19 protein-coding genes and 1 other RNA gene are annotated in these 19,234 nt (G+C 74.6%); 8 read left to right on the top strand and 12 right to left on the bottom strand.

What is annotated here, in order from left to right; translation table 11 throughout:
- Positions 1-268 precede the first annotated feature (268 nt).
- Entirely contained in the window at positions 269-1,111 is an 843-nt protein-coding gene (gene ddaH, locus ASD33_RS16345) for a dimethylargininase (protein ID WP_347232287.1), read from the top strand.
- 63 nt (positions 1,112-1,174) lie between these two features.
- Positions 1,175-1,825, top strand: a complete 651-nt coding sequence (locus ASD33_RS16340) for a TetR family transcriptional regulator (protein ID WP_056559686.1) — start codon at positions 1,175-1,177, stop codon at positions 1,823-1,825.
- A 57-nt stretch (positions 1,826-1,882) separates the two neighbouring features.
- Here ASD33_RS16340 and ASD33_RS16335 read toward each other — a convergent pair whose 3' ends face one another.
- Together ASD33_RS16335 and ASD33_RS16330 are read right to left on the bottom strand one after the other, a co-directional pair.
- A complete protein-coding gene (locus ASD33_RS16335; RefSeq protein WP_056559683.1) occupies positions 1,883-2,863 on the bottom strand; it encodes a small ribosomal subunit Rsm22 family protein in 981 nt (326 codons plus the stop codon).
- 9 nt (positions 2,864-2,872) lie between these two features.
- The gene (locus tag ASD33_RS16330) at positions 2,873-4,189 is read right to left on the bottom strand and encodes a Bcr/CflA family multidrug efflux MFS transporter (protein ID WP_056561497.1); all 1,317 of its coding nucleotides are present in this window, start codon (positions 4,187-4,189) and stop codon (positions 2,873-2,875) included.
- A 118-nt stretch (positions 4,190-4,307) separates the two neighbouring features.
- On the opposite strand from ASD33_RS16330, the gene ASD33_RS16325 reads away from it, so the two are divergent.
- Positions 4,308-5,309 (top strand): Gfo/Idh/MocA family oxidoreductase, encoded by a 1,002-nt coding sequence (locus tag ASD33_RS16325; protein WP_107103728.1) that lies wholly within the window; start codon positions 4,308-4,310, stop codon positions 5,307-5,309.
- A gap of 33 nt (positions 5,310-5,342) precedes the next feature.
- Here the strand turns inward: ASD33_RS16325 and ASD33_RS16320 are convergent, their stop codons facing one another.
- Positions 5,343-6,983 (bottom strand): alkaline phosphatase D family protein, encoded by a 1,641-nt coding sequence (locus ASD33_RS16320; protein ID WP_056559678.1) that lies wholly within the window; start codon positions 6,981-6,983, stop codon positions 5,343-5,345.
- 102 nt (positions 6,984-7,085) lie between these two features.
- On the opposite strand from ASD33_RS16320, the gene ASD33_RS16315 reads away from it, so the two are divergent.
- Complete coding sequence (locus tag ASD33_RS16315) at positions 7,086-7,862, top strand: SDR family oxidoreductase (protein ID WP_056559675.1); 777 nt, start codon at positions 7,086-7,088, stop codon at positions 7,860-7,862.
- A 61-nt stretch (positions 7,863-7,923) separates the two neighbouring features.
- Here ASD33_RS16315 and ASD33_RS16310 read toward each other — a convergent pair whose 3' ends face one another.
- Complete coding sequence (locus ASD33_RS16310; protein WP_056561495.1) at positions 7,924-8,247, bottom strand: nuclear transport factor 2 family protein; 324 nt, start codon at positions 8,245-8,247, stop codon at positions 7,924-7,926.
- Positions 8,248-8,406: 159 nt separating this feature from the next.
- Positions 8,407-9,465, bottom strand: coding sequence for an excalibur calcium-binding domain-containing protein (locus ASD33_RS36305; RefSeq protein WP_056559672.1), 1,059 nt, complete (start codon positions 9,463-9,465; stop codon positions 8,407-8,409).
- Between the two features lie 304 nt (positions 9,466-9,769).
- Between ASD33_RS36305 and ASD33_RS16300 the strand changes: the two genes are divergently transcribed.
- On the top strand, positions 9,770-10,204 hold the full coding sequence (locus tag ASD33_RS16300) for a hypothetical protein (protein WP_056559669.1): 435 nt from the start codon (positions 9,770-9,772) through the stop codon (positions 10,202-10,204).
- Between the two features lie 27 nt (positions 10,205-10,231).
- On the opposite strand, the gene ASD33_RS16295 is transcribed toward ASD33_RS16300, so the two are convergent.
- Positions 10,232-10,693, bottom strand: coding sequence for a VOC family protein (locus ASD33_RS16295; RefSeq protein ID WP_056559666.1), 462 nt, complete (start codon positions 10,691-10,693; stop codon positions 10,232-10,234).
- A gap of 242 nt (positions 10,694-10,935) precedes the next feature.
- Between ASD33_RS16295 and ASD33_RS16290 the strand changes: the two genes are divergently transcribed.
- Positions 10,936-11,445 (top strand): DUF1203 domain-containing protein, encoded by a 510-nt coding sequence (locus ASD33_RS16290; RefSeq protein ID WP_056559663.1) that lies wholly within the window; start codon positions 10,936-10,938, stop codon positions 11,443-11,445.
- Between the two features lie 87 nt (positions 11,446-11,532).
- Here the strand turns inward: ASD33_RS16290 and rnpB are convergent.
- Together rnpB and ASD33_RS16285 are read right to left on the bottom strand one after the other, a co-directional pair.
- An RNA gene (rnpB, locus tag ASD33_RS18825) (RNase P RNA component class A) lies at positions 11,533-11,931 on the bottom strand.
- Between the two features lie 135 nt (positions 11,932-12,066).
- Entirely contained in the window at positions 12,067-13,509 is a 1,443-nt protein-coding gene (locus ASD33_RS16285) for an RNB domain-containing ribonuclease (RefSeq protein ID WP_056559660.1), read from the bottom strand.
- A gap of 171 nt (positions 13,510-13,680) precedes the next feature.
- On the opposite strand from ASD33_RS16285, the gene yaaA reads away from it, so the two are divergent.
- Positions 13,681-14,448 carry a peroxide stress protein YaaA gene (gene yaaA / locus ASD33_RS16280; protein WP_056559657.1) on the top strand — a complete coding sequence of 256 codons (768 nt, stop codon included), beginning with the start codon at positions 13,681-13,683 and terminating at the stop codon, positions 14,446-14,448.
- Positions 14,449-14,522: 74 nt separating this feature from the next.
- Positions 14,523-15,185 carry a bifunctional 4-hydroxy-2-oxoglutarate aldolase/2-dehydro-3-deoxy-phosphogluconate aldolase gene (gene eda, locus ASD33_RS16275; protein WP_242427011.1) on the top strand — a complete coding sequence of 221 codons (663 nt, stop codon included), beginning with the start codon at positions 14,523-14,525 and terminating at the stop codon, positions 15,183-15,185.
- Here the strand turns inward: eda and ASD33_RS16270 are convergent.
- The 4 genes from ASD33_RS16270 to ASD33_RS16255 form a co-directional block, all read right to left on the bottom strand.
- Entirely contained in the window at positions 15,175-16,050 is an 876-nt protein-coding gene (locus ASD33_RS16270; protein ID WP_056559651.1) for a GNAT family N-acetyltransferase, read from the bottom strand. The genes eda and ASD33_RS16270 overlap by 11 nt on opposite strands.
- A gap of 63 nt (positions 16,051-16,113) precedes the next feature.
- Positions 16,114-17,658 (bottom strand): bifunctional RNase H/acid phosphatase, encoded by a 1,545-nt coding sequence (locus ASD33_RS16265; protein WP_056559648.1) that lies wholly within the window; start codon positions 17,656-17,658, stop codon positions 16,114-16,116.
- Complete coding sequence (locus ASD33_RS16260; RefSeq protein WP_199863543.1) at positions 17,658-18,401, bottom strand: C4-type zinc ribbon domain-containing protein; 744 nt, start codon at positions 18,399-18,401, stop codon at positions 17,658-17,660. The genes ASD33_RS16265 and ASD33_RS16260 overlap by 1 nt, the downstream gene beginning before the upstream one ends.
- Complete coding sequence (locus tag ASD33_RS16255; RefSeq protein ID WP_056559645.1) at positions 18,398-19,216, bottom strand: Nif3-like dinuclear metal center hexameric protein; 819 nt, start codon at positions 19,214-19,216, stop codon at positions 18,398-18,400. Before ASD33_RS16255 ends, ASD33_RS16260 begins: the two co-directional genes overlap by 4 nt.
- Positions 19,217-19,234 lie beyond the last annotated feature (18 nt).

Below are 19,234 nucleotides of genomic sequence, written 5' to 3'. Positions count from 1 at the left end.
GCCCAATCTAACAGCGCACGAGACGAGGCGTCTCGCGAGGTGGGACGGGGTGCGATGCGGGGTGCGGGCGGGGTACGGCGCTGACGGGGCGGGGGCGGAGCAGGGATGCGGGCGGGGCGCGGCGGGACACGACCCGGCGCGGCGGGGGGCGCGAACCACCCGAACGGTCCACAGCGCGCGGGGCCCGGAAGGCGCACCATGGGGTCCACCGATCCGGCGGATCTTCACCCGCCGGTCACTCCGTCCGCACATCCGTGAGGAGCCCTCTTTGCGCACCACTCCGCGCACGCCCTCGCCCCGCCGCTACCTGATGTGCCCACCCGCGCACTTCACGGTGACGTACTCCATCAACCCCTGGATGGACCCGACGAAACCGGTCGACCTGCCGCTGGCCCTCGCCCAGTGGGAGGACCTGCGCGACCGCTACCGGGCGCTCGGCCACACCGTGGAACTGCTCGTCCCCGACCCCGCGCTGCCGGACATGGTCTTCGCGGCGAACGGCGCCACCGTCGTCGACGGCCGGGTCCTCGGCGCGAAGTTCGCCCACCCGGAGCGCGCGGCGGAGGCCGACGCGCACCTGTCCTGGTTCCGCGGGAACGGCTGGGAGGACGACGCCGTACGGGCCCCGGAGCACGTGAACGAGGGCGAGGGCGACTTCGCCGTCACCGCCTCCTGGATCCTCGCCGGGCGCGGCTTCCGGTCGAGCCCGCTCTCCCACGACGAGGCGCAGGAGTTCTTCGGCCGCCCGGTGATCGGCCTCGAACTGGTCGACCCGCGCTACTACCACCTGGACACGGCGCTCTGCGTCCTGGACGACGCCGCCGACGAGATCATGTACTACCCGGACGCCTTCTCCCCCGGCAGTCGCGCGGTGCTCGCCCGGCTCTTCCCGGACGCCCTGATCGCGACGGGCACGGACGCGGCGGCCCTCGGGCTCAACGCGGTGAGCGACGGCCGCCACGTGCTGCTGCCGCAGGCGGCGGTGGGCCTCTTCGAGCCCCTGCGGCAACGGGGCTTCGAGCCGCTCGGCATGGACCTGGGCGAACTCCTCAAGGGCGGCGGCAGCGTGAAGTGCTGCACCCAGGAGCTGAGGCCGCCGGCGGTGTCCTGACCGGCCGGTCGTCGCCGTGCGGGGACGGGTCCGCCGCCCGTCCCCCGTCGGTAGGGTGCCGCCATGATGGCCCCCGTACCCGTACCCGCCTCCGCCGACGACCGTTCGCTGCCGCTCCGGGAGCGGAAGAAGCTGCGCACCCGTCAGGCGCTCGCCGCGACCGCGCTGCGGATGTTCACCGAGCGGGGCCTCGACGGGACCACGGTGGAGGACCTGGTCGACGCGGTGGAGGTGTCGAAGAGCACGTTCTTCCGCACGTTCCCGGTCAAGGAGGCGGCGGCCGTGGAGGCCGAGGCCGAGCTGTGGGCGGCGCTCGTCGCCGCGCTGGAGGAGCGCGTGCTGTCCGGCCCCGTCCTCGCGGAGCTCCAGGAGGTGCTGTGCGGTGTCGTCACCGCCCTGGGCGCGGACTGGGGGGAACGTTACGTCGCCACCCGGCGGCTCGTCCTGAGGGAACCGGCGCTGCTGGCCCAGGTGGCGCACCACCGCGCCGGGGCCGAGCAGCGGATCGGGGACCTGCTGGCCGAGCGGCTGGGGCTGCCGGCGGACGACCTGCGGCCCCGGGTCCTCGCGGAGCTGACCGGCACCGGGTGGAGCATCGCGGCGCGCGACTGGGTCGGCTCGGGCGGGCGGGGCGGCCTGCGCACCCTGCTCCCGCGCGTGGAACGCGCCTTCCTCGCCGTCCCGGCGGGCCTGGCGCTCTCCGCCGGTACGTGACGGCGGGGCGCCCCGCGCTCGACCGGGTCCCTCAGCGGGTCGGGCCTCGTCGCCCGGTCAGCCCTCGTCCTCCGGCGGCCACGCGTCGCCCCACTCCACGTCACGGGCCTGCTTGTACAGGGGTCCGTGCCGCTTGGTGACCATCTCGCGGGCGAGGCCGTCCGGCCCGCAGAGCTCCAGCTGGACCAGGCCCTTGCGGATCTGCGGCCTGCGGACGACCCGGGAGGCCGCGGGCGTCACCGGCACCCGGGTCGCCGCGACGTAGGCGTACTTCTCGTCCTCGTACGGCAGCGAGCCGCCCTTCACCTGGCGGTGGAGCGAGGACCGGCTCACCCGGGCCGAGAAGTGGCACCAGTCCGTGCCCGGTGCGATCGGGCAGGCCCCGCTGTGCGGGCAGGGCGCGGCGACGGTGAAGCCGACGTCGACGAGGAGGGTGCGGGCGGCGATGATCCGCTCGTAGCCGTCGGGGGTGCCGGGCTCGACGATCACGACCGTCCGCGCCGCCCGCGCGGCCTCGGCGACGAGGGCCGTCCGGTCGGCCTCGGTCAGTTCCTTGAGGACGTACGAGACGGTGACGAGGTCGGTGTCGTCGAGGCGCAGGGCGGCGCCGATCCGTTCGCGCCGCCACTGCGCGTCCAGGAAGCCGTCGGCCAGTTCGCGGCCGAGCGCGAGCGCGGGCTCCGCCCAGTCGAGGACGGTGGTGCGGGGCGGCGCGTCCTCCCAGGCCTCGGCGACGGCCCAGCTCGCCGCGCCGGTGCCGCCGCCGATGTCGGTGTGGGTGAGGGGCTCCCAGTCGGGCGCGGCCTCGCGCAGGGCGCCGAGGGCGCCGCGTACCGCCTCGAAGGTCGCCGGCATGCGGTACGCGGCGTACGCGGCGACGTCGGAGCGGTCGCGCAGCACGGGGGCGTCCGTCGGGGTCGTGCCCCGGTAGCTGGCGATCAGTCGCTCGACGGCGCGGCCGGCCTGGCGGGGCGGCAGCCCGTCGAGGAGCCCGGCGAGGGCGGCGCGCAGGCTGTCGGCGGAGGGAGAGGCGTTCACCGAGACAGTCTAGGCCGCCGCGCCCTTGGTACCGGCGGCCCCTCGGGTGCGCTGCCAGGGGCGGCACAGGGCGAGGAAGCAGACGGTGGCGAGGACGGCGCAGCTCACCTGGACGACGGCCATCGGGACGGCGGTGTGCTCGCCCGCGATGCCGACCAGCGGGGAGGCCACGGCGCCGATCAGGAAGGAGGTGGTGCCGAGCAGCGCGGAGGCGGAGCCGGCGGCGTGCGGGGTGCGCATCAGGGCCTGGGCGTTGGTGTTCGGCAGGGTGAGGCCCATCGCGGACATCAGGACGAAGAGCCCGGCGGCGACGGGGACGAGGCCGGTCTCGCCGAAGACGCCGGTGGTCATGAGGGTCAGCGCGAGGCCGGCGAGCACGATGACGCCGAGGCCCCAGCCGAGCGCCTTGTCGAGGCTGACGCGTCCGACGAGCAGCTTGCCGTTGATCTGGCCGACGACGACGAGCCCGACGGAGTTGACGCCGAAGAGGAGGCTGAAGGTCTGCGGCGAGGCGCCGTAGATCTCCTGGATGACGTACGGCGAGGCGGAGATGTACGCGAAGAGGGCGGCGAAGGCGAGCCCGCCGGTGAGCGTGTACCCGGCGAAGACCCGGTCGGCGAGGAGGCCCTTCATGGTCCGCAGGGCCTGGCCGACGCCGCCCTCGTGCCGCCGCTCGGGCGGCAGCGTCTCGTGGAGGAAGCGGTGGACGACGAGGGTGAGGAGGATGCCGATCACGGTGAGGACGTGGAAGACGCCCCGCCAGTCGGTGAGCCGCAGGATCTGGCCGCCGATGAGGGGCGCGACGATCGGGGCGACGCCGGAGATCAGCATCAGGGTGGAGAAGAAGCGGGCCATCTCGACGCCGTCGTAGAGGTCGCGGACGACGGCGCGGGCGATGACGATGCCGGCGGCGCCGGCGAGGCCCTGGAGCAGCCGGAAGCCGATGAGGAGTTCGGCGGTGGGCGCGAGGGCGCAGACGGCGGTGGCGAGGACGTACACGATCATGCCGATGAGCAGCGGGCGGCGGCGCCCCCACTTGTCGCTCATGGGGCCGACGACGAGCTGTCCGAGGGCCATGCCGGTGAGGCAGGCGGTCAGGGTGAGCTGGACGGTGGCGGCGGGGGCGTGCAGCGCTCCGGTGACCTCGGGCAGTGCCGGGAGGTACATGTCCATGGAGAGCGGCGGGAGGGCGGTGAGGCCGCCCAGGACGAGGGTGACCAGCAGCCCGGTCCGCCGGGCGGCGGTGACGGCCGGGGCCGTGGCACCGCTCGTGGCGGCAGTTTCGGTTATGTGCCCTTGTGTTGTTTTCTGGCCGCTCTCCGGCATCGACAGCTCCATCTCGTTGAATCCTTGCCTATGCTCTCAGCTCGACCGGACAGGTCGAGACCTCTGTGGGACGGGTGGGGACATGGGGACGGGTGGGGACATGGGGACGGGTGGGGACATGGGGAAGACGGTGCGCTGGGGGATCCTGGCCACGGGCGGCATCGCCGAGCGGTTCACGGCGGATCTGCTGACGCTGGACGACGCGGAGGTCGTCGCCGTGGCCTCCCGCAGCGAGACCTCGGCGAAGGCCTTCGCCGACCGGTTCGGCATACCGAGGGCGTACGGGGACCGGGCCGGGCTCTTCGCCGACGCGGACGTCGACGTCGTCTACGTCGCCACCCCGCACCACGCGCACCGGGAGGCGGCGGGCCTCGCCCTGGAGGCGGGCAAGGCCGTGCTCTGCGAGAAGGCGCTCACGCTCAACGCGCGCGAGGCGGGCGAACTCGTCGGTCTCGCCCGGGACCGCGGCCTCTTCCTGATGGAGGCCATGTGGATGTACTGCAACCCGCTGGTCCGCCGGATCGCGGAGCTGGTGCGCGACGGGGCGATCGGCGAGGTCAGGACCGTACAGGCCGACTTCGGGCTCGCGGGCCCGTTCGCCGCGGACCACCGGCTGCGGGACCCGGCCGTGGGCGGCGGGGCGCTGCTCGACCTCGGGGTGTACCCGGTGTCGTTCGCGCAGCTGCTCCTCGGCGAGCCCGACACCGTCCACGCGCACGCCCTCCTCTCGCCGGAGGGCGTCGACCTGAACACCGGCATGCTGCTCGGCTGGGACTCGGGGGCGTCGGCGCTGCTGTCCTGCTCGCTCGTCGCGGACACCCCGCTGACGGCCTCGGTGACCGGCTCGCTCGGCCGTATCGACGTGCCGCGCGGCTTCTTCTACCCCGAGCGCTTCACCCTGCACCGCAACGGCCACGAGCCGGAGGAGTTCGTGTCGGCGAACGACCCGCACTCCTTCCGGCACGAGGCCACCGAGGTGATGCGCTGCCTGCGGGCGGGCGAGACGGAGTCCCCGCTCGTCCCCCTCGAAGGCTCGCTGGCGGTGATGCGGACGCTCGACGCGGTACGGGACCGCATCGGCGTCCGCTATCCGCAGGAGACGGCTGCCGGGCGGGGCTGACCCGGCCCGGCGCCCCGCCGGCGCGAGGACGGCTCAGGCGGGCTCGAGGCCCGGGTCGCCCGCCTCCGTGACGAAGGAGGCCGCCGTGGTCACCGGGGCGCCCGGGGTCGTCACGTACGGCACCGTACGGAAGTCGGCGCGGGCGCCGTCCTCGCCGAGCGCCACCGTCACGTAGCCGCGCCGCCCGTTGTAGAACTTCAGGTGCGGGTTGGCCTGGGTGAGCCGGTCGTAATTGGACGGCCGGTCGGAGCCGTTCTTGCCGCTGGTGATCGAGGTGGCGACGATCTCGGTGCCGACCGTCCGCGAGGACGGGTCGCGGAAGTCGGCCTTGATGTCGAGGCCGTAGCCGACGTGGACGTCGCCGGTGAGCACCATCAGGTTCTCGACGCCGGCCGCCCGCGCGCCCGCGAGCACCCGCTGCCGGGAGGCCGGGTAGCCGTCCCAGGAGTCCATCGACAGCGTGAAGTCGGCGGTGGAGCGGTCGCGGCGCTCGGCGAACACGACCTGCTGCGGCAGGACGTTCCAGCGGGCCCGCGAGTGCCGCCAGCCGTCCAGCAGCCAGCGCTCCTGGGCGGCTCCGGTCAGGGTGCGCGAGGGGTCCTCCGACTCCGGGCCCGGGACCTTCCAGCCGTCGCCGTACGCCTGGTCGGAGCGGTACTGGCGGGTGTCGAGGATGTCGAACTGGGCGAGCTGCCCGAAGCGCAGCCGCCGGTAGAGCCGCATGTCGGCACCCTCGGGCCGCTGGGGCGCGCGGAGCGGCTGGTGCTCCCAGTAGGCGCGGTAGGCGGCGGCGCGGCGGAGCAGGAACTCCTCCGGCGGGACGCCGTTCTCGGGGGTGTCGCCCGCGTAGTTGTTCTCGGTCTCGTGGTCGTCCCAGGTGACGACGAAGGGGTGGGCGGCGTGCGCGGCGCGCAGGTCGGGGTCCGACTTGTAGAGCGCGTAGCGGAGCCGGTAGTCCTCCAGGGTGAGCGTCTCGCGGTCGAAGACGGCCGGGAGGGTGCGGTCGGTGTAGGCGCGGGCGCCGCCGGTGGCGTTCACGGCGTACTCGTACAGGTAGTCGCCGAGGTGGAAGACGACGTCGACGTCCTCGTCCGCGAGGTGGCGGTAGGCCGTGAAGTACCCGTCGTGGTAAGCCTGGCAGGAGACGGCGGCGAGCTTGAGGGCGGAGTTGCGGGCCCAGGGGGCGGGCGCCGTACGGGTGCGGCCGACGGGGCTCGTCCAGTCCCCGACGCGGAAGCGGTAGAAGAACTCCCGGCCGGGGTCCAGGTGCTCGACCTCGACGTGGACGGAGTGCCGGAACTCCGGGTGCGCGGTGGCGCGGCCGCGCCGGACCGTCCGGGTGAAGTGCTCGTCGCGGGCGAGCTCCCAGTGCGCGGAGAGCCGGGCGGCCGGCAGCCCGCCGTCGGGCTCGAAGGGGCGGGGCGCGAGCCGCGTCCAGAGCAGGACGGAGCCGGGCAGCGGGTCGCCGGACGCCACCCCCAGGGTGAACGGGTCCTCGGTGACACGCCGGCCGTCCAGCTCGGCGGCGGCCGCGGCGCCGGCCGCGGGCAGCTGGGTGGCGAAGGCGAGCGCGGCGGCGGCCCCGGTGACGGTGAGGAACCGCCGCCGGTCGAAGTGGCGTGCTGCGGCGCGGAGTTCCTCGGAGTGCGCGGATGCGTCGTGTACGTGGTTCATGTGCCCCTCCCCAGAAGGATGCTGTCCGTCCGTCATTCGAGGGGCACCGGACGACGTCCCCTGGGCGGGTACGGAACATCCACGTGTCGGAATGATGAGTTCATGGGGCACACGTCTCGCGTACGCTGCGCGCCCATGAGCATCGCAGTGGTGACGGGAGCGGGATCGGGCATCGGCCGGAGCGTGGCGCTGGCCCTGGCGGCGGCCGGCTGGTCGGTGGCCCTGGCGGGCCGCAGGGCGGCGGCGCTGGAGGAGACGGCGGCGGCTGCCCCGGACGGCGACTTCCTGGTCGTGCCGGCGGACGTGACCTCGGCCGGGGAGGTCGCGGCGCTGTTCACGGCGGTACGGGACCGCTACGGCCGGGTGGACCTGCTCTTCAACAACGCCGGTACGTTCGCGGGCGGCGGCGTCCCCGTCGAGGACCTGGACCCGGAGACCTGGCGTGCGGTCGTCGACGTCAACCTGACGGGCGCGTTCCTCTGCGCCCAGGCGGCCTTCCGGACCATGAAGGAACAGGACCCGCAGGGCGGCCGGATCATCAACAACGGCTCGATCTCGGCGCATGTGCCGCGCCCGCACTCGATCGCGTACACGGCGACGAAGCACGCGATGACGGGCCTCACGAAGTCCCTGTCGCTCGACGGCCGCCCGTACCGGATCGCGTGCGGCCAGCTCGACATCGGCAACGCGGCGACGGAGATGACGGCCCGCATGCAGACGGGCATCCTCCAGGCCGACGGGCGGATGGCGGTGGAACCGGTGATGGACGCGGCGGACGTGGCGGCGACGGTGGTGCACATGGCGGCACTGCCGCTGGAGGCGAACGTGCAGTTCGCGACGGTGATGGCGACGGGGATGCCGTACATCGGCCGGGGGTGAGGCCCCCGGCCGGCGCCGGTCACGTCCGCCCGGTCACGTCCGCGCGGTCAGGCCTGCCCGGTCACGCCTGCCCGGTCTCGAAGCGGGAGACCTTGCCGCCGTCGACGGTGAACCGCCACGCGGTGCGCATCTCGCCCCAGGTGTCGTTGCGGTAGCGGGCGACGAGGGCGCGCCCGCCGTCCGCCTCGGACTCGACGTCCATGTGCCCGCGCGAGGCGAGCACCTCACGGTCGAGCCACTGCCGCAGATCGCGGTCGGAGCCGTCGTCGGACATGGTCGCGGCGGGGGTGAGGGCCTCGAAGAGGGCGGCCTCGTCACCGGCGTTGAGGGCGGCGACGAAGGCGCGCACGGCGGGGTCGCTGAGCTGCTTCACGGGAAGGGTCATGCCCCACCGGTACACCGCGCGCGGCCCCGCCCCGGGGAACGGGGCCGCCCGCATGCCACCTACCGGCGCACGGACTCGGCCACCTGGGCCAGCAGTCGGGCCGACTCATGCGGCGCGAGGGCCCGCTCGTGGACCGGCTCGCCGGTGGCCGCATCCCGGTCACGACCAGTCGCAGGCCTTGCCGTCGTTGTCCCGGTCGAGGCCCGAGCGGTAGCCGGGCTGGCCTCGGTAGATCGGGGCCCTGCCCGCGGCGCGGACGGCGTCGCAGTTCTTGTAGTACGCCGAGCCCCCGTCGTCGGAGCCTCCCGAACCGCTGCCGCTGCCGGTTCCGGTGCCGCTTCCCGTGCCGGAACCGCTTCCCGTGCCGGTGCCGTGGCGGTCCGGGTCCGGGTTCAGGTGGGCGTAGTCCTTGCTCGGGCACGCGAGGCCCGGGCGGGCCAGGGAGAGGTGTACGGACATGGACGCGGGGCGCTCCACGTCCTCGCCCGCCTCGGGGTCCTGGAAGCAGATCCGCCAGTCCTCGTGACGCGCCGACAGGTCCACGTCGGTGTACACCGACCTGCCCCGGATCTCCGTGAGGCCCACCGCGCGCAGCTCCGCCGACCCCTTGGCGAAGGTCTTGCCGACGACGTCCGGCACCTTGGGGAACACCACGGCCGCACCGTCCCGCACCGGGCACGGGCTGCTCTTCTCGACCACGGCGAACTCGATCCTGCTCCGCCGCCCCTTCTCGGCCGTCACCGTCTCCCCCGCCGCCGGCTCCTGGAAGCAGACCTTCCAGTTGCCGTCCACGAGCTGCATCCTGTCGTCCTCGGTCGCGTCGTGCGACCGCGTCCGGAACCCGGCCTCGTACGCCGCGCGCGACGCCGTCTCCAGGTTCTGCCCGGCGTAGTCGGCGACGACCCGCCGCACGGTGGGCGTCGGAGTCGGCGTGGGCGGGGTGTACGGCGCGAAGCCCGTCGGGAACGTCCGGGACGGCTTCGCGTCGGCGACCGCGGGCTTGTCCGCCGGCGAGTCACTGGTGCCCACGGCGACGAACCAGACGCCCGACAGCACGGTGGCGAGCACCTTCCGGCCCGGCGACCACCGGGTCCGCCAGGCGAGCACCATGCCGACCGGCGGCATCAGGAACAGACAGAAGACGACGAAGCCGGGCTGCCGCCACCACCGTTCCCCGCCGGACCCGGCCGGCCCCGCGGGCCGCGCCGGTCCCGGCACGCGGTCCGAGCCCCCGGCCGCCCCGCCCGCCGCCCCGGCGTCCTTGCTCAGCGAAACCCTCGGCCGCCCACCGGACGAGGCCCCACCAGGAGCCCCGCCCCGAGCCCCGCTCGCCTCTTCGCCCCGACCTCTGTCACGGCCTCTGCCACCGTCCCGATCCTGCTCCACGACGCGCGGAACCTTCCCCTCCCTGACGACTTATCAGCGCCACACAGCCTATGACCTGCGTGTTCGGCGCCCTCGTGCAGGGCCGTCCGGGCAGGCTCGGACGGCTGCCGCAACCGCACCCACCCAAGGAGGAGCGATGCCGAACGCCGGCAAGGTCGTCAAGCTGTACGCGAAGGGCGCCCCGGTCGGGATCGAGGACGGAGCCCTGGTCGGCTTCCTCGTCGACCCGGCCGGGGCGGTGGAATGGCTGGTCACCCGGGAGGACCAGGGCTTCCGCCTCACCGCGAAGGGCACGCAGGACACCGTCGTCGCGGAGGGCACCGACCGCGCCCCGGCGGTCGTCCGCCCCGACGGCTCCCCCGCCTCCGTCTGGCGCCTCCAGCGCGTCGACGCCGACGGGACCACCACGATCACCTCGCTCGCGGACCTCCGGGACGGGACGTATCTGATCGACCGCAACGGCCTGGCCCTGGGCCGCGACCTGTTCGAGGACCGCTCGCTGCTCCCGAAGCGCGTCTACGTCCGTACGGACGACCGCGAGCCCCTCTGGAGGATCGAGGTCCTCGACTGACCACGGCCCCGACGGAGCCCGCCCGCGTCAGTCGAGGCAGAACTCGTTGCCCTCGGGGTCGGTCATCACGATGAACCCGGCGCTCAGCGGCGGCTCGGGCTCGAACCGCCGCACCCGTACGGCGCCCAGCGCGACGAGCCGCACGCACTCGGCCTCCAGGGCGGCCATCCGCTCCTCGCCGACCAGCCCGGGCGCCGCCCGGACGTCGAGGTGGACCCGGTTCTTGGCGGCCTTGTCCTCCGGCACCTGCTGGAAGAACACGCGCGCACCGTTGCCGTCCGGGTCCTCGATGGCCGACTTCGCGTTGCGCTGCTCCTCGGGTACGCCGATCCGCGCGAGGAAGTCGTCCCAGGCGGCCCACACGTCGGCGCCCTCGGGCAGTTCGACCCCGGGCGGGGCGGGATGGACATAGCCCAGGGCCTCCCGCCAGAAGGAGGACAGGGCGCGGGGGTCGTGGGCGTCGAAGGTGACCTGGAAGTGACGGCTCATCGGATGCTCCGTTCGTAGCGGTCGTAGCGGGTACGGGGCGGACACCACACGCGGCACCTCCGCCCACGGCTCCACCCTCACACCGAAATAGGACAGATCCCGTCCGCCATGACCGCCGCCGTCTCAGCCCTCCCCGACGGGACCACCCCGACCACCCGGCCGGCACCGACCACCCCGCCGGCTCCGACCACCCCGTCCGAATTGCGCCAGCGCCACGACCGGCACGGCGCGACCCTGGCCGTATGAGCACTCGAACCGCGATCCACACCGCCCGCCCCGTCCCGCCCACCGCGCTCGCCGAACTGCGGGCCACCGACGACGCCGGCCGGCCCTGCGCGCCGTACGCCGACCCCGAGGGCGGGGCGCCGCTGCGCTGCTGCCTGCGCTTGTCCGCCCCCGGGGAGCGGATCGCGCTCGTCTCGTACGCGCCGCTGCGGCGCTGGGCCGCCGAGACGGGGGCGGAGCCGGGCGCGTACGACGAGCAGGGCCCGGTCTTCGTCCACGCCGAGGAGTGCGGCGGCCCGGCGCCCTCGGAGACGTACCCCTTCGCCCGCGCGGGCGCGCTGCGCACCCTGCGCCGCTACGACGCGAGGGGCCGGATCGTCGGGGGCCGCCTCCTGGAGATCCCGGAGGCCACCACGGAGGGCTTCGACGACGCCCTCACGGAAGCCTTCGCCGACCCGGCGGTCGCCCTGGTGCACGTCCGCGCGGTCGAGTACGGCTGCTTCCACTTCGAGGTCCGCCGCCCCTGAGATACGCGGCTCCCGGCACCACGACGGAGAAGAGCCCCGCCGCACTCCCGTTTCCGGGTGCGGCGGGGCTCCTCCCACGTGGGCCGACAGACGAGTCGGGCTGTACGCCGGGTTCTGTGCCCCGGGACCTCGCGGTCGTCGGGGCGACGGCCATCCATCTAGGACCGGCGTTGCCGCCGGCCTCCTGCGGTCTACCCGCGGACTCGGGCGAGCAGCCCTCGAACATCCGCGCAGGGACACCGGGGTGTCCCCTCTTGACCTTGCTCCGAGTGGGGTTTACCTAGCCGCCTGAGTCACCTCAGGCGCTGGTGGTCTCTTACACCACCGTTTCACCCTTACCGGGGACCGAAGTCCCCGGCGGTCTGTTTTCTGTGGCACTGTCCCGCGGGTCACCCCGGGTGGCCGTTAGCCACCACCCTGCTCTGTGGAGCCCGGACGTTCCTCGGGAAGATCCGAGGATCTCCACGCGGCCGCCCGCCCGGCTCGTCTGCCGTGCCGACCATGCTACCCGTCGGGGGCCGCGCGCTTGACCCTGCCGACGACGAGGGTTCCTCGGCCCGCCCCGGCCCGTACGCACCCTCAGGGTGCACGCCGACGACCCGCGCGCCCTCGTGAGGGCGCTCACGCGGGCGCGAACAGCACCTTCGCCGTCCCCGGGTCCGCCTCCGCCAGCCTGACCCGCAGCCACTCGCCCAGCGGCAGCCGGGTCGTACCGCCCTGGATGCGGGCGACGACCGCCGGGTCGTCCAGGTGGACGGTGCCGACCGCCGGTTCGCGTTCCTTCACGTCGATGACGTACGCGTCGAAGACCTCACCGACCCGTTCCCGCAGCAGGGCCGCCTCGACGATGTCGACGCTCTCCCGCTCCACCGTGTTCGCGCGACGCGAGCCCGCGGCCATCTCGTCGGGCAGGGTGGGCAGGGCGGCCCGCACCCACTCGGGCGGTTCGTCGCCCGCGACCGCCGCCAGGCACAGCTCGCCCGCGTAGCGGTCGACGAGGCGGCGCAGCGGTGCGGTGCAGTGGGTGTACTCGTCGGCCACGGCCGCGTGCATCGCCGGGGTGGGGATGTGGCCGTCGGTGAAGACCGTGTACCCGGCGCCGCGCAGCAGGGTCGTGCACTCCTGGAGGAACGCGGCCTGGCGCGGGTCGGTGGGGTCGGCGGCGCGGACGACGTCGGCGTACGAGACGTGGTGCGGCCAGTCGACGCCGAGGGCCTGCGCGGAACGGCGCAGGCGGGCGACGGCGCCGTCGGGGGCGGTGGGGAGGGTCCGCAGGATGCCGGTGCCCGCCGCGGTCATGAGGTCGGCGGCGGCCATGCCGGTGAGCAGGGAGATCTGGGCGTTCCAGCCGTCGGCGGGGAGCGGGGCCCGGTACGCGAGCGAGTAGGTGTGGTCCTGCTCGACGATCTCCTGTTCGGGGACGTTGAGGGAGATCCCGCCGCGTTCGGCTTCGAGGGTCTCGCGGAGCCGGCCGACCTCGCGGAGCAGGGCCACCGGTTCCTCCGCCGTACCGGTGTCGATCCGCCGCTGCACGCCCGCGTAGTCGAGCTTGGCCCGGCTGCGGACGAGGGCGCGGCGGACGTCGGTGGCGACGCGGCGGCCCTCGGCGTCGAGGTCGATCCGCCACAGGAGCGCGGGGCGGGGCTCGCCCGGGAGGAGGCTGGCGGCGCCCTCGGACAGCACGGCGGGGTGGAGGGGGACCTTGCCGTCGGGGAAGTAGAGGGTGAGGACGCGCCGGTGGGCCTCGGCGTCGAGGGCGGAGCCGGGGACGACGAAGGCGGCGACGTCGGTGATGGCGTAGTGCACGCGGTAGCCGCCGTCGGCCCGGCGGGCCAGGTGCATGGCCTGGTCGAGGTCGGTGGAGGTGGGCGGGTCCACGGTGAAGAAGGGCAGATCGGTGGCGTCGTACGAGGGGAGCCGGGGGTTCTTGGCCACGGCCGCGGCCTCGGCGAGGACGGCCGGCGGGAAGTCCTCGGGGACGCCGAGCTCGGTACGGAGTGCGCGCAGGGCGGCCCGCAGCGGAGCCTCGGCTGCGCCGGTCACGTGAATGTGGCGGCGGGGCATGGACCGAGCGTATGGGGAGGGGGGAGGTGCGGCATTTCGTAACGGGACGGCACCCGGCCGGGCCGCCCGTACGGGACCCGGCCGGGCCGCCCGTAGGGGCCCCCGCCCCGTACCTCGTACGCTGGGCCTTCGGGGCCGCACCCCCTCCCGTACCGACGAAGGAGAACCACCGTGCTCGTGCTGTTGCCGCCCTCCGAGGGCAAGGCCTCCTCGGGGCGCGGGGCGCCGCTCAAGCCGGAGTCGCTGTCCCTGCCGGGGCTCGCCGAGGCGCGGGCGGCCGTCCTGGACGAGCTGGTCGAGCTGTGCGCGGCCGACGAGGAGAAGGCCCGCGAGGTGCTCGGGCTGAGCGAGGGCCTGCGCGGCGAGGTCGCGAAGAACGTGGAGCTGCGGACGGCGGGCGCGCGGCCCGCCGGGGAGATCTACACGGGCGTGCTGTACGACGCGCTGGGTCTGGCGACCCTGGACGCGGCGGCGAAGCGGCGCGCGGGGCGGTCCCTGCTGGTGTTCTCGGGGCTGTGGGGCGCGGTCCGGGTGACCGACCGGATTCCTTCGTACCGCTGCTCGATGGGGGTCAGGCTGCCGGGGCTCGGCGCGCTCGGCGGGCACTGGCGGAACGCGATGGCCGCCGTGCTGCCCGAGGCGGCCGGTGACGGTCTGGTGCTCGACCTGCGCTCGTCGGCGTACGCGTCGGCGTGGAAGCCGAAGGGCGAGGTGGCGGCGCGGACCGCGACGGTACGGGTGCTGCACGCGCCGACCCGGAAGGTGGTCAGCCACTTCAACAAGGCGTCCAAGGGCCGGATCGCGCGGAGCCTGCTTGAGGCCGGCGCGGTGCCGGGTTCGCCGGAGGAGCTGGTGGAGGCGCTGCGGGACCTGGGGTACGTGGTGGAGGAGACCGGGAAGCCGGGGGCGCTCGACGTGCTGGTGGACGAGATCCACTAGGGGAACCCAGGGTTCATTGCGCCCTGCGCAACGCTCGTTGCGTGGGGCGTTCCTTCGTGGGCAGGATGAGGCCCATGCCGACGAGCGTGTTCGACCTTGCCCCCGGAACCCCCGTCGTCCCGGTCGTGGTGATCGAGGACGCCGCCGACGCCGTATCCCTCGCCCGGGCCCTGGTCGCCGGCGGGCTGCCGCTCGTCGAGGTCACCCTGCGGACCCCGGCAGCGCTCGACGCCGTCCGGGCGATCACGGCCGAGGTGCCGGAGGCGGTCGTCGGCGCGGGGACGGTCGTCTCGGCCGCCGGGGTCGCCGACGCGGTCGGCGCCGGGGCCCGGTTCCTGGTCAGCCCCGGCTGGACCGGGCGGCTGCTCGCCGCGATGCGGGAGTCGGGCGTGCCGTTCCTGCCGGGCGTCTCCACGGCCTCGGAGGTCGTGGCCCTGCTCGAACAGGGCGTGGAGTCGATGAAGTTCTTCCCCGCCGAGGCGGCGGGCGGCGTCCCGTATCTGAAGTCCCTCGCGGGGCCGCTCCCCGGCGCCCGCTTCTGCCCGACCGGCGGTGTCTCCCGCGCCTCCGCCCCCGGCTATCTCTCCCTGCCGAACGTCGGCTGCGTCGGCGGTACGTGGATGCTGCCGCCCGACGCCCTCGCCGCCCGCGACTGGGCGCGGGTGGAGGCGCTGGCACGGGAGGCGGCGGGGCTGGGGAGAAGCCGTGGCGGCTCCGGGGAGCCCGTCAGCGGGTGAGATCCGTGAACCGCAGCCGCGCGTCCAGGTGGTCGGTCACCGGGTGGTAGCCGAGGCGGCGGTAGAGGGCGTTGCTGGTGGGGTTGGCGATGTCCGTGAAGAGCAGCACGTGGGCGGCGCCCGACTCCTGTGCGAGGCGGCTGACCGCCGTGGTGACACCCGCCGCGTATCCCCGTCCGCGAGCGGTGGACGGGGTGTAGACGAGGTGGATACGGGCCTGGCCCTCGATCGTGCGGGAGGTGCTCGCCATCGACACCGGGCGGCCCCCGGGGGTCTCCCACAGGAGCAGCCGGCCCTCGGAGATCCGGTCCGTGACCGGCACGGTGAAGTCCCTGGCGTCGGTGTCCTCCCCGACGTCGCGGGCGAACTCCCGTGCCCAGGCGGTGGCCAGCGGGATGTCGTCCGGACCGGCCACGCGCGCGCGTCCGGCGGGAGCGGGGTCGGGCGGGGTGAGCGTACCGAGCCGGAAGAGCCGTAGCCGGACGGCGGGGTGCCAGCCCCCTTCGTGGGCCTCGGCGAACGCCGCCGCACAGGCTTCGGCGGGCCCGGCCTCGCCCCGGACGGCGGTCGGGGTCTCCCCCTGCGGGAAGAGACGGGGGTGTGCGGCCGGCCGGTCCTGACCCGACGCCCCGGCTGTCAGGGCCCGTGCCGCCTCCGTCGTCACCGTGCCGAGGACGACCACGCGGGACGCGGTGACCGCGAGGACGCCGGTGACCCGGCCGTCCCCGGGCTCGGTCCACCAGCCCAGGCGGTCCGCCGCGTCCATGAGCGTCAGGACGCCGGTGTTACGCGTCGGGTCGGCGGCCAGCAGGGCCGCCGCGGACGCCCGGAAGACGGCCGGGTCCTCGGTGAAGTGCCACGTCATGGACCTGATGGTGGTACGGGGCGGACGCCCGGCGCCACCCGTTTCCCGCGGCGGCGCCCGCGCCTACCTGAGGTGGGAGGTGTCGTTCAGGAGCCGTACGGACGCGTTGCCGTCCGCGTAGTACGCCACCGCCGAGATCGACGCCGCCGACAGCTCCATCCGGAACAGCGACTCCGGCGGCGCACCGAGCGCCAGCCGGACCAGCGTCTTGATCGGCGTGACGTGGGTGACGAGGAGGACCGTGCGGCCCGCGTACGCGGCCGTCAGCCGGTCCCGCGTCGCGGCGACGCGCCGGGCGACGGTCGCGAAGCTCTCGCCCCCGCCCGTCGGCGCGGCCCTCGGCGAGGCCAGCCAGGCGTCCAGGTCCTCCGGGTACCGCTCGCGCGCCTCGCCGAAGGTGAGCCCCTCCCAGGCGCCGAAGTCGGTCTCCCGCAGTCCCTGCTCGATCCGTACGTCGAGCCCGAGGCGGGCGGCGACGGCGGCGGCGGTCTGGCGGCAGCGGGTGAGCGGCGAGCTGACGATCTCCTGGATCGTGCCGCGCGCGGCGAGCGCCTCCGCGACGGCCTCGGCCTGCCGAAGCCCCGCCGCCGACAGCTCGGGGTCGCTCCCCCCGCTCCCGGAGAACCGCTTCTCGGGGGTGAGGGCGGTCTCGCCGTGCCGCAGGAGCACGAAGGTCGCGGGCGCCCCCATGTCGGGTCCGGCCCAGCCCTGCCGGGGCGCGGGAGTCCCGGCCGGCACGGTGACCGTGGCGGGAGCCGTGGCCGTGATGTCGCCCGCCGCCGGAGCAGTCGCCGGGGCGGCAGCCGGGGCCTCGGCCGTCGCCCGCGCCGTGTCGGCCGCGTGGCTGCGCGCCGCGTGGCCCGTCAGGGCCCGCGCGCCCGCCTCCGCCTCGAAGTCTCCCGAGGCGGTCATGGCCTCGTCGGCGGCGAACAGGCCCTCGTCCGGAAGGGTCTCCGAAGCCGTCGGGCGTGCCACGGCACCGGGCCAGGCGCCCGTGCCCGTACCGCCGGAGCCGGTGCCCGCGCCCGGACCCGTGGTCCCGCCCGTCACCAGCGCCGCGCGCGCACGTGCCGCGCCCGCCGTCGCGTCGCCCGGCGGGCCGGACGGGGGCGGGCCCGCCGCGTTGCGGGCGGCCGTGGCGTCCAGGCCCGCCGTCGAGGACGACGGCTCCCACTGGCGGCCGCGCTTGCCCGCGTCCATCGCCTCGTTCGCCAGCCGGTCCGCGTGCTTGTTCCGCTCGCGCGGGATCCACTCGTAGCGGACCCGGCCGGCCGGGTAGACCCGGCCCGCCTCGGCCGCGAGCGGCTTCATGTCCGGGTGCTTGATCTTCCAGCGGCCGGACATCTGCTCGACGACGAGCTTGGAGTCCATCCGGACGTGGACGTCGGCGTCGGGGAAGAGCTCCCGGGCCGCCTTGAGGCCCGCGACCAGGCCCTTGTACTCGGCGACGTTGTTCGTCGCCACGCCGATGTACTCGGCCGCCTCCACGAGCGTCTCGCCCGTCACGGGGTCCAGGACGACCGCCCCGTAACCGGCGGGTCCCGGATTGCCCCGGGACCCCCCGTCGGCCTCGACGATCAGCTCGCGCGGAGGCGTCGTGGCCGGCATTACAGGCCGGACTCCGAGGTGCGGACGAGGATCCGGCGGCAGTTCTCGCAGCGGACGACCGTGTCCTTGGCGGCCGCGCGGACCTCGTTCAGCTCGGTGATGTTGAGCTCGATGTGGCAGCCCTCGCACTTGCGCTGGTACAGCCGGGCCGCGCCGACGCCGCCCTGCTGCTCGCGCAGCTTCTCGTAGAGCTTGAGGAGGTCGGCGGGGACGGAGCCCGCGACGAGACCGCGCTCCTTCGCCACGGAGGCCGCCTCGGCGTCCAGCTCGCCCTCGGCCGCGTCGCGGCGGGCGGTGGCGTCGTCGGCCTTCGCCTGGACGGCGGAGACCCGCTCGGTCAGCTCGGCCAGGCGCTCCTGGACGGACTCGCGGCGCTCCATGACCTCGAGGACGATCTCCTCCAGGTCGCCCTGGCGCTTGGCGAGGGAGACGATCTCGCGCTGGAGGTTCTCCAGGTCCTTCGGGGAGGACACGGTGCCGGAGTCCAGGCGCTGCTGGTCGCGGGTGGCCCGCTGGCGGACCTGGTCGACGTCCTGCTCGGCCTTGGTCTGCTCGCGGCCGCAGTCGCTCTCCTCGGTCTGCGCGGCGACGAGCAGGTCGCGCAGCTGGGTGAGGTCCTTGGTCAGCGACTCGATCTCGGCGTGCTCGGGCAGCGAGCGGCGCTTGTGCGCGAGCTGCTGGAGGCGGACGTCCAGCGACTGGACGTCGAGGAGGCGGATCTGGTCGGCGGGCGCGGCGTTCAGTTGGGGGCTCCAGGAGAGGTGTGGTGGGAGGACCAGGGGTCGGTGACCGTCTTCGAGACGTGGACGCGGAGGTCCCAGCCGTGACGGTCGGAGATCGCGTCGAGCTGGGCGGCGGCCTGCTCGCACCAGGGCCATTCGGTCGCCCAGTGGGCGGCGTCGACCAGGCCGAGCGGGGACTGCTGCGTGGCCTCGGAGACGGGGTGGTGGCGCAGGTCGGCGGTGAGGAAGGCGTCCACGCCCGCGGCCCGTACGGCGTCGAAGAGGCTGTCGCCGGAGCCGCCGCTGACGGCGACGCGGCGCACGGTCATGCCGGGGTCGCCTGCGACGCGGATGCCCTGCGCGGTGGCGGGCAGCCGCTTCGCGGCGCGGGCGGCGAACTCGGCGAGGGTCTCGGGGTGGTCGAGCTCGCAGATCCGGCCGAGGTTGTTCTCGGGGACGAGGGGGCCCGTGACGCGGAGGCCGAGCGCGCCGGCGAGGGCGTCGGAGACGCCGGGGTCGGCGGTGTCGGCGTTGGTGTGCGCGACGTGCAGGGCGATGTCGTTCTTGATCAGACCGTGCACGACCCGGCCCTTGAAGTGGCCGGCCGCGACCGTCGTCGTACCGCGCAGATAGAGCGGGTGGTGGGTGACGACCAGGTCGGCTCCGAGGGCGACGGCCTCGTCGACGATCTCCTGGACGGGGTCGACGGCGAAGAGGACGCGGCCGACCTCGGCGTCGGGGTCACCGCAGACGGTACCGACGGCGTCCCAGGACTCGGCCCGCTCTGGGGGCCAGAGGGCGTCGAGCTCGGCGATGACTTCAGACAGACGGGGCACGAGGAAAGGCTACCTGTC

Origin of the sequence: Streptomyces sp. Root1304 (assembly GCF_001426405.1) — a bacterium.
GTDB lineage: Bacteria > Actinomycetota > Actinomycetes > Streptomycetales > Streptomycetaceae > Streptomyces.
The sequence above is the reverse complement of the archived record's forward strand: the minus strand, read 5'-3'. Positions and strand labels throughout refer to the sequence as shown.

Coding starts and splice junctions, on each gene's coding strand:
- eda (WP_242427011.1), top strand. CDS start 14,523: ATGCCGACGAGCGTGTTCGACCTTGCCCCCGGAACCCCCGTCGTCCCG.
- ASD33_RS16285 (WP_056559660.1), bottom strand. CDS start 13,509: ATGCCCCGCCGCCACATTCACGTGACCGGCGCAGCCGAGGCTCCGCTG.
- ASD33_RS16290 (WP_056559663.1), top strand. CDS start 10,936: ATGAGCACTCGAACCGCGATCCACACCGCCCGCCCCGTCCCGCCCACC.
- ASD33_RS16330 (WP_056561497.1), bottom strand. CDS start 4,189: ATGCCGGAGAGCGGCCAGAAAACAACACAAGGGCACATAACCGAAACT.
- ASD33_RS16300 (WP_056559669.1), top strand. CDS start 9,770: ATGCCGAACGCCGGCAAGGTCGTCAAGCTGTACGCGAAGGGCGCCCCG.
- ASD33_RS16325 (WP_107103728.1), top strand. CDS start 4,308: ATGGGGAAGACGGTGCGCTGGGGGATCCTGGCCACGGGCGGCATCGCC.
- ASD33_RS16270 (WP_056559651.1), bottom strand. CDS start 16,050: ATGACGTGGCACTTCACCGAGGACCCGGCCGTCTTCCGGGCGTCCGCG.
- ASD33_RS16340 (WP_056559686.1), top strand. CDS start 1,175: ATGATGGCCCCCGTACCCGTACCCGCCTCCGCCGACGACCGTTCGCTG.
- ASD33_RS16265 (WP_056559648.1), bottom strand. CDS start 17,658: ATGCCGGCCACGACGCCTCCGCGCGAGCTGATCGTCGAGGCCGACGGG.
- ASD33_RS16295 (WP_056559666.1), bottom strand. CDS start 10,693: ATGAGCCGTCACTTCCAGGTCACCTTCGACGCCCACGACCCCCGCGCC.
- ASD33_RS16315 (WP_056559675.1), top strand. CDS start 7,086: ATGGGGCACACGTCTCGCGTACGCTGCGCGCCCATGAGCATCGCAGTG.
- ASD33_RS16320 (WP_056559678.1), bottom strand. CDS start 6,983: ATGAACCACGTACACGACGCATCCGCGCACTCCGAGGAACTCCGCGCC.
- ASD33_RS16310 (WP_056561495.1), bottom strand. CDS start 8,247: ATGACCCTTCCCGTGAAGCAGCTCAGCGACCCCGCCGTGCGCGCCTTC.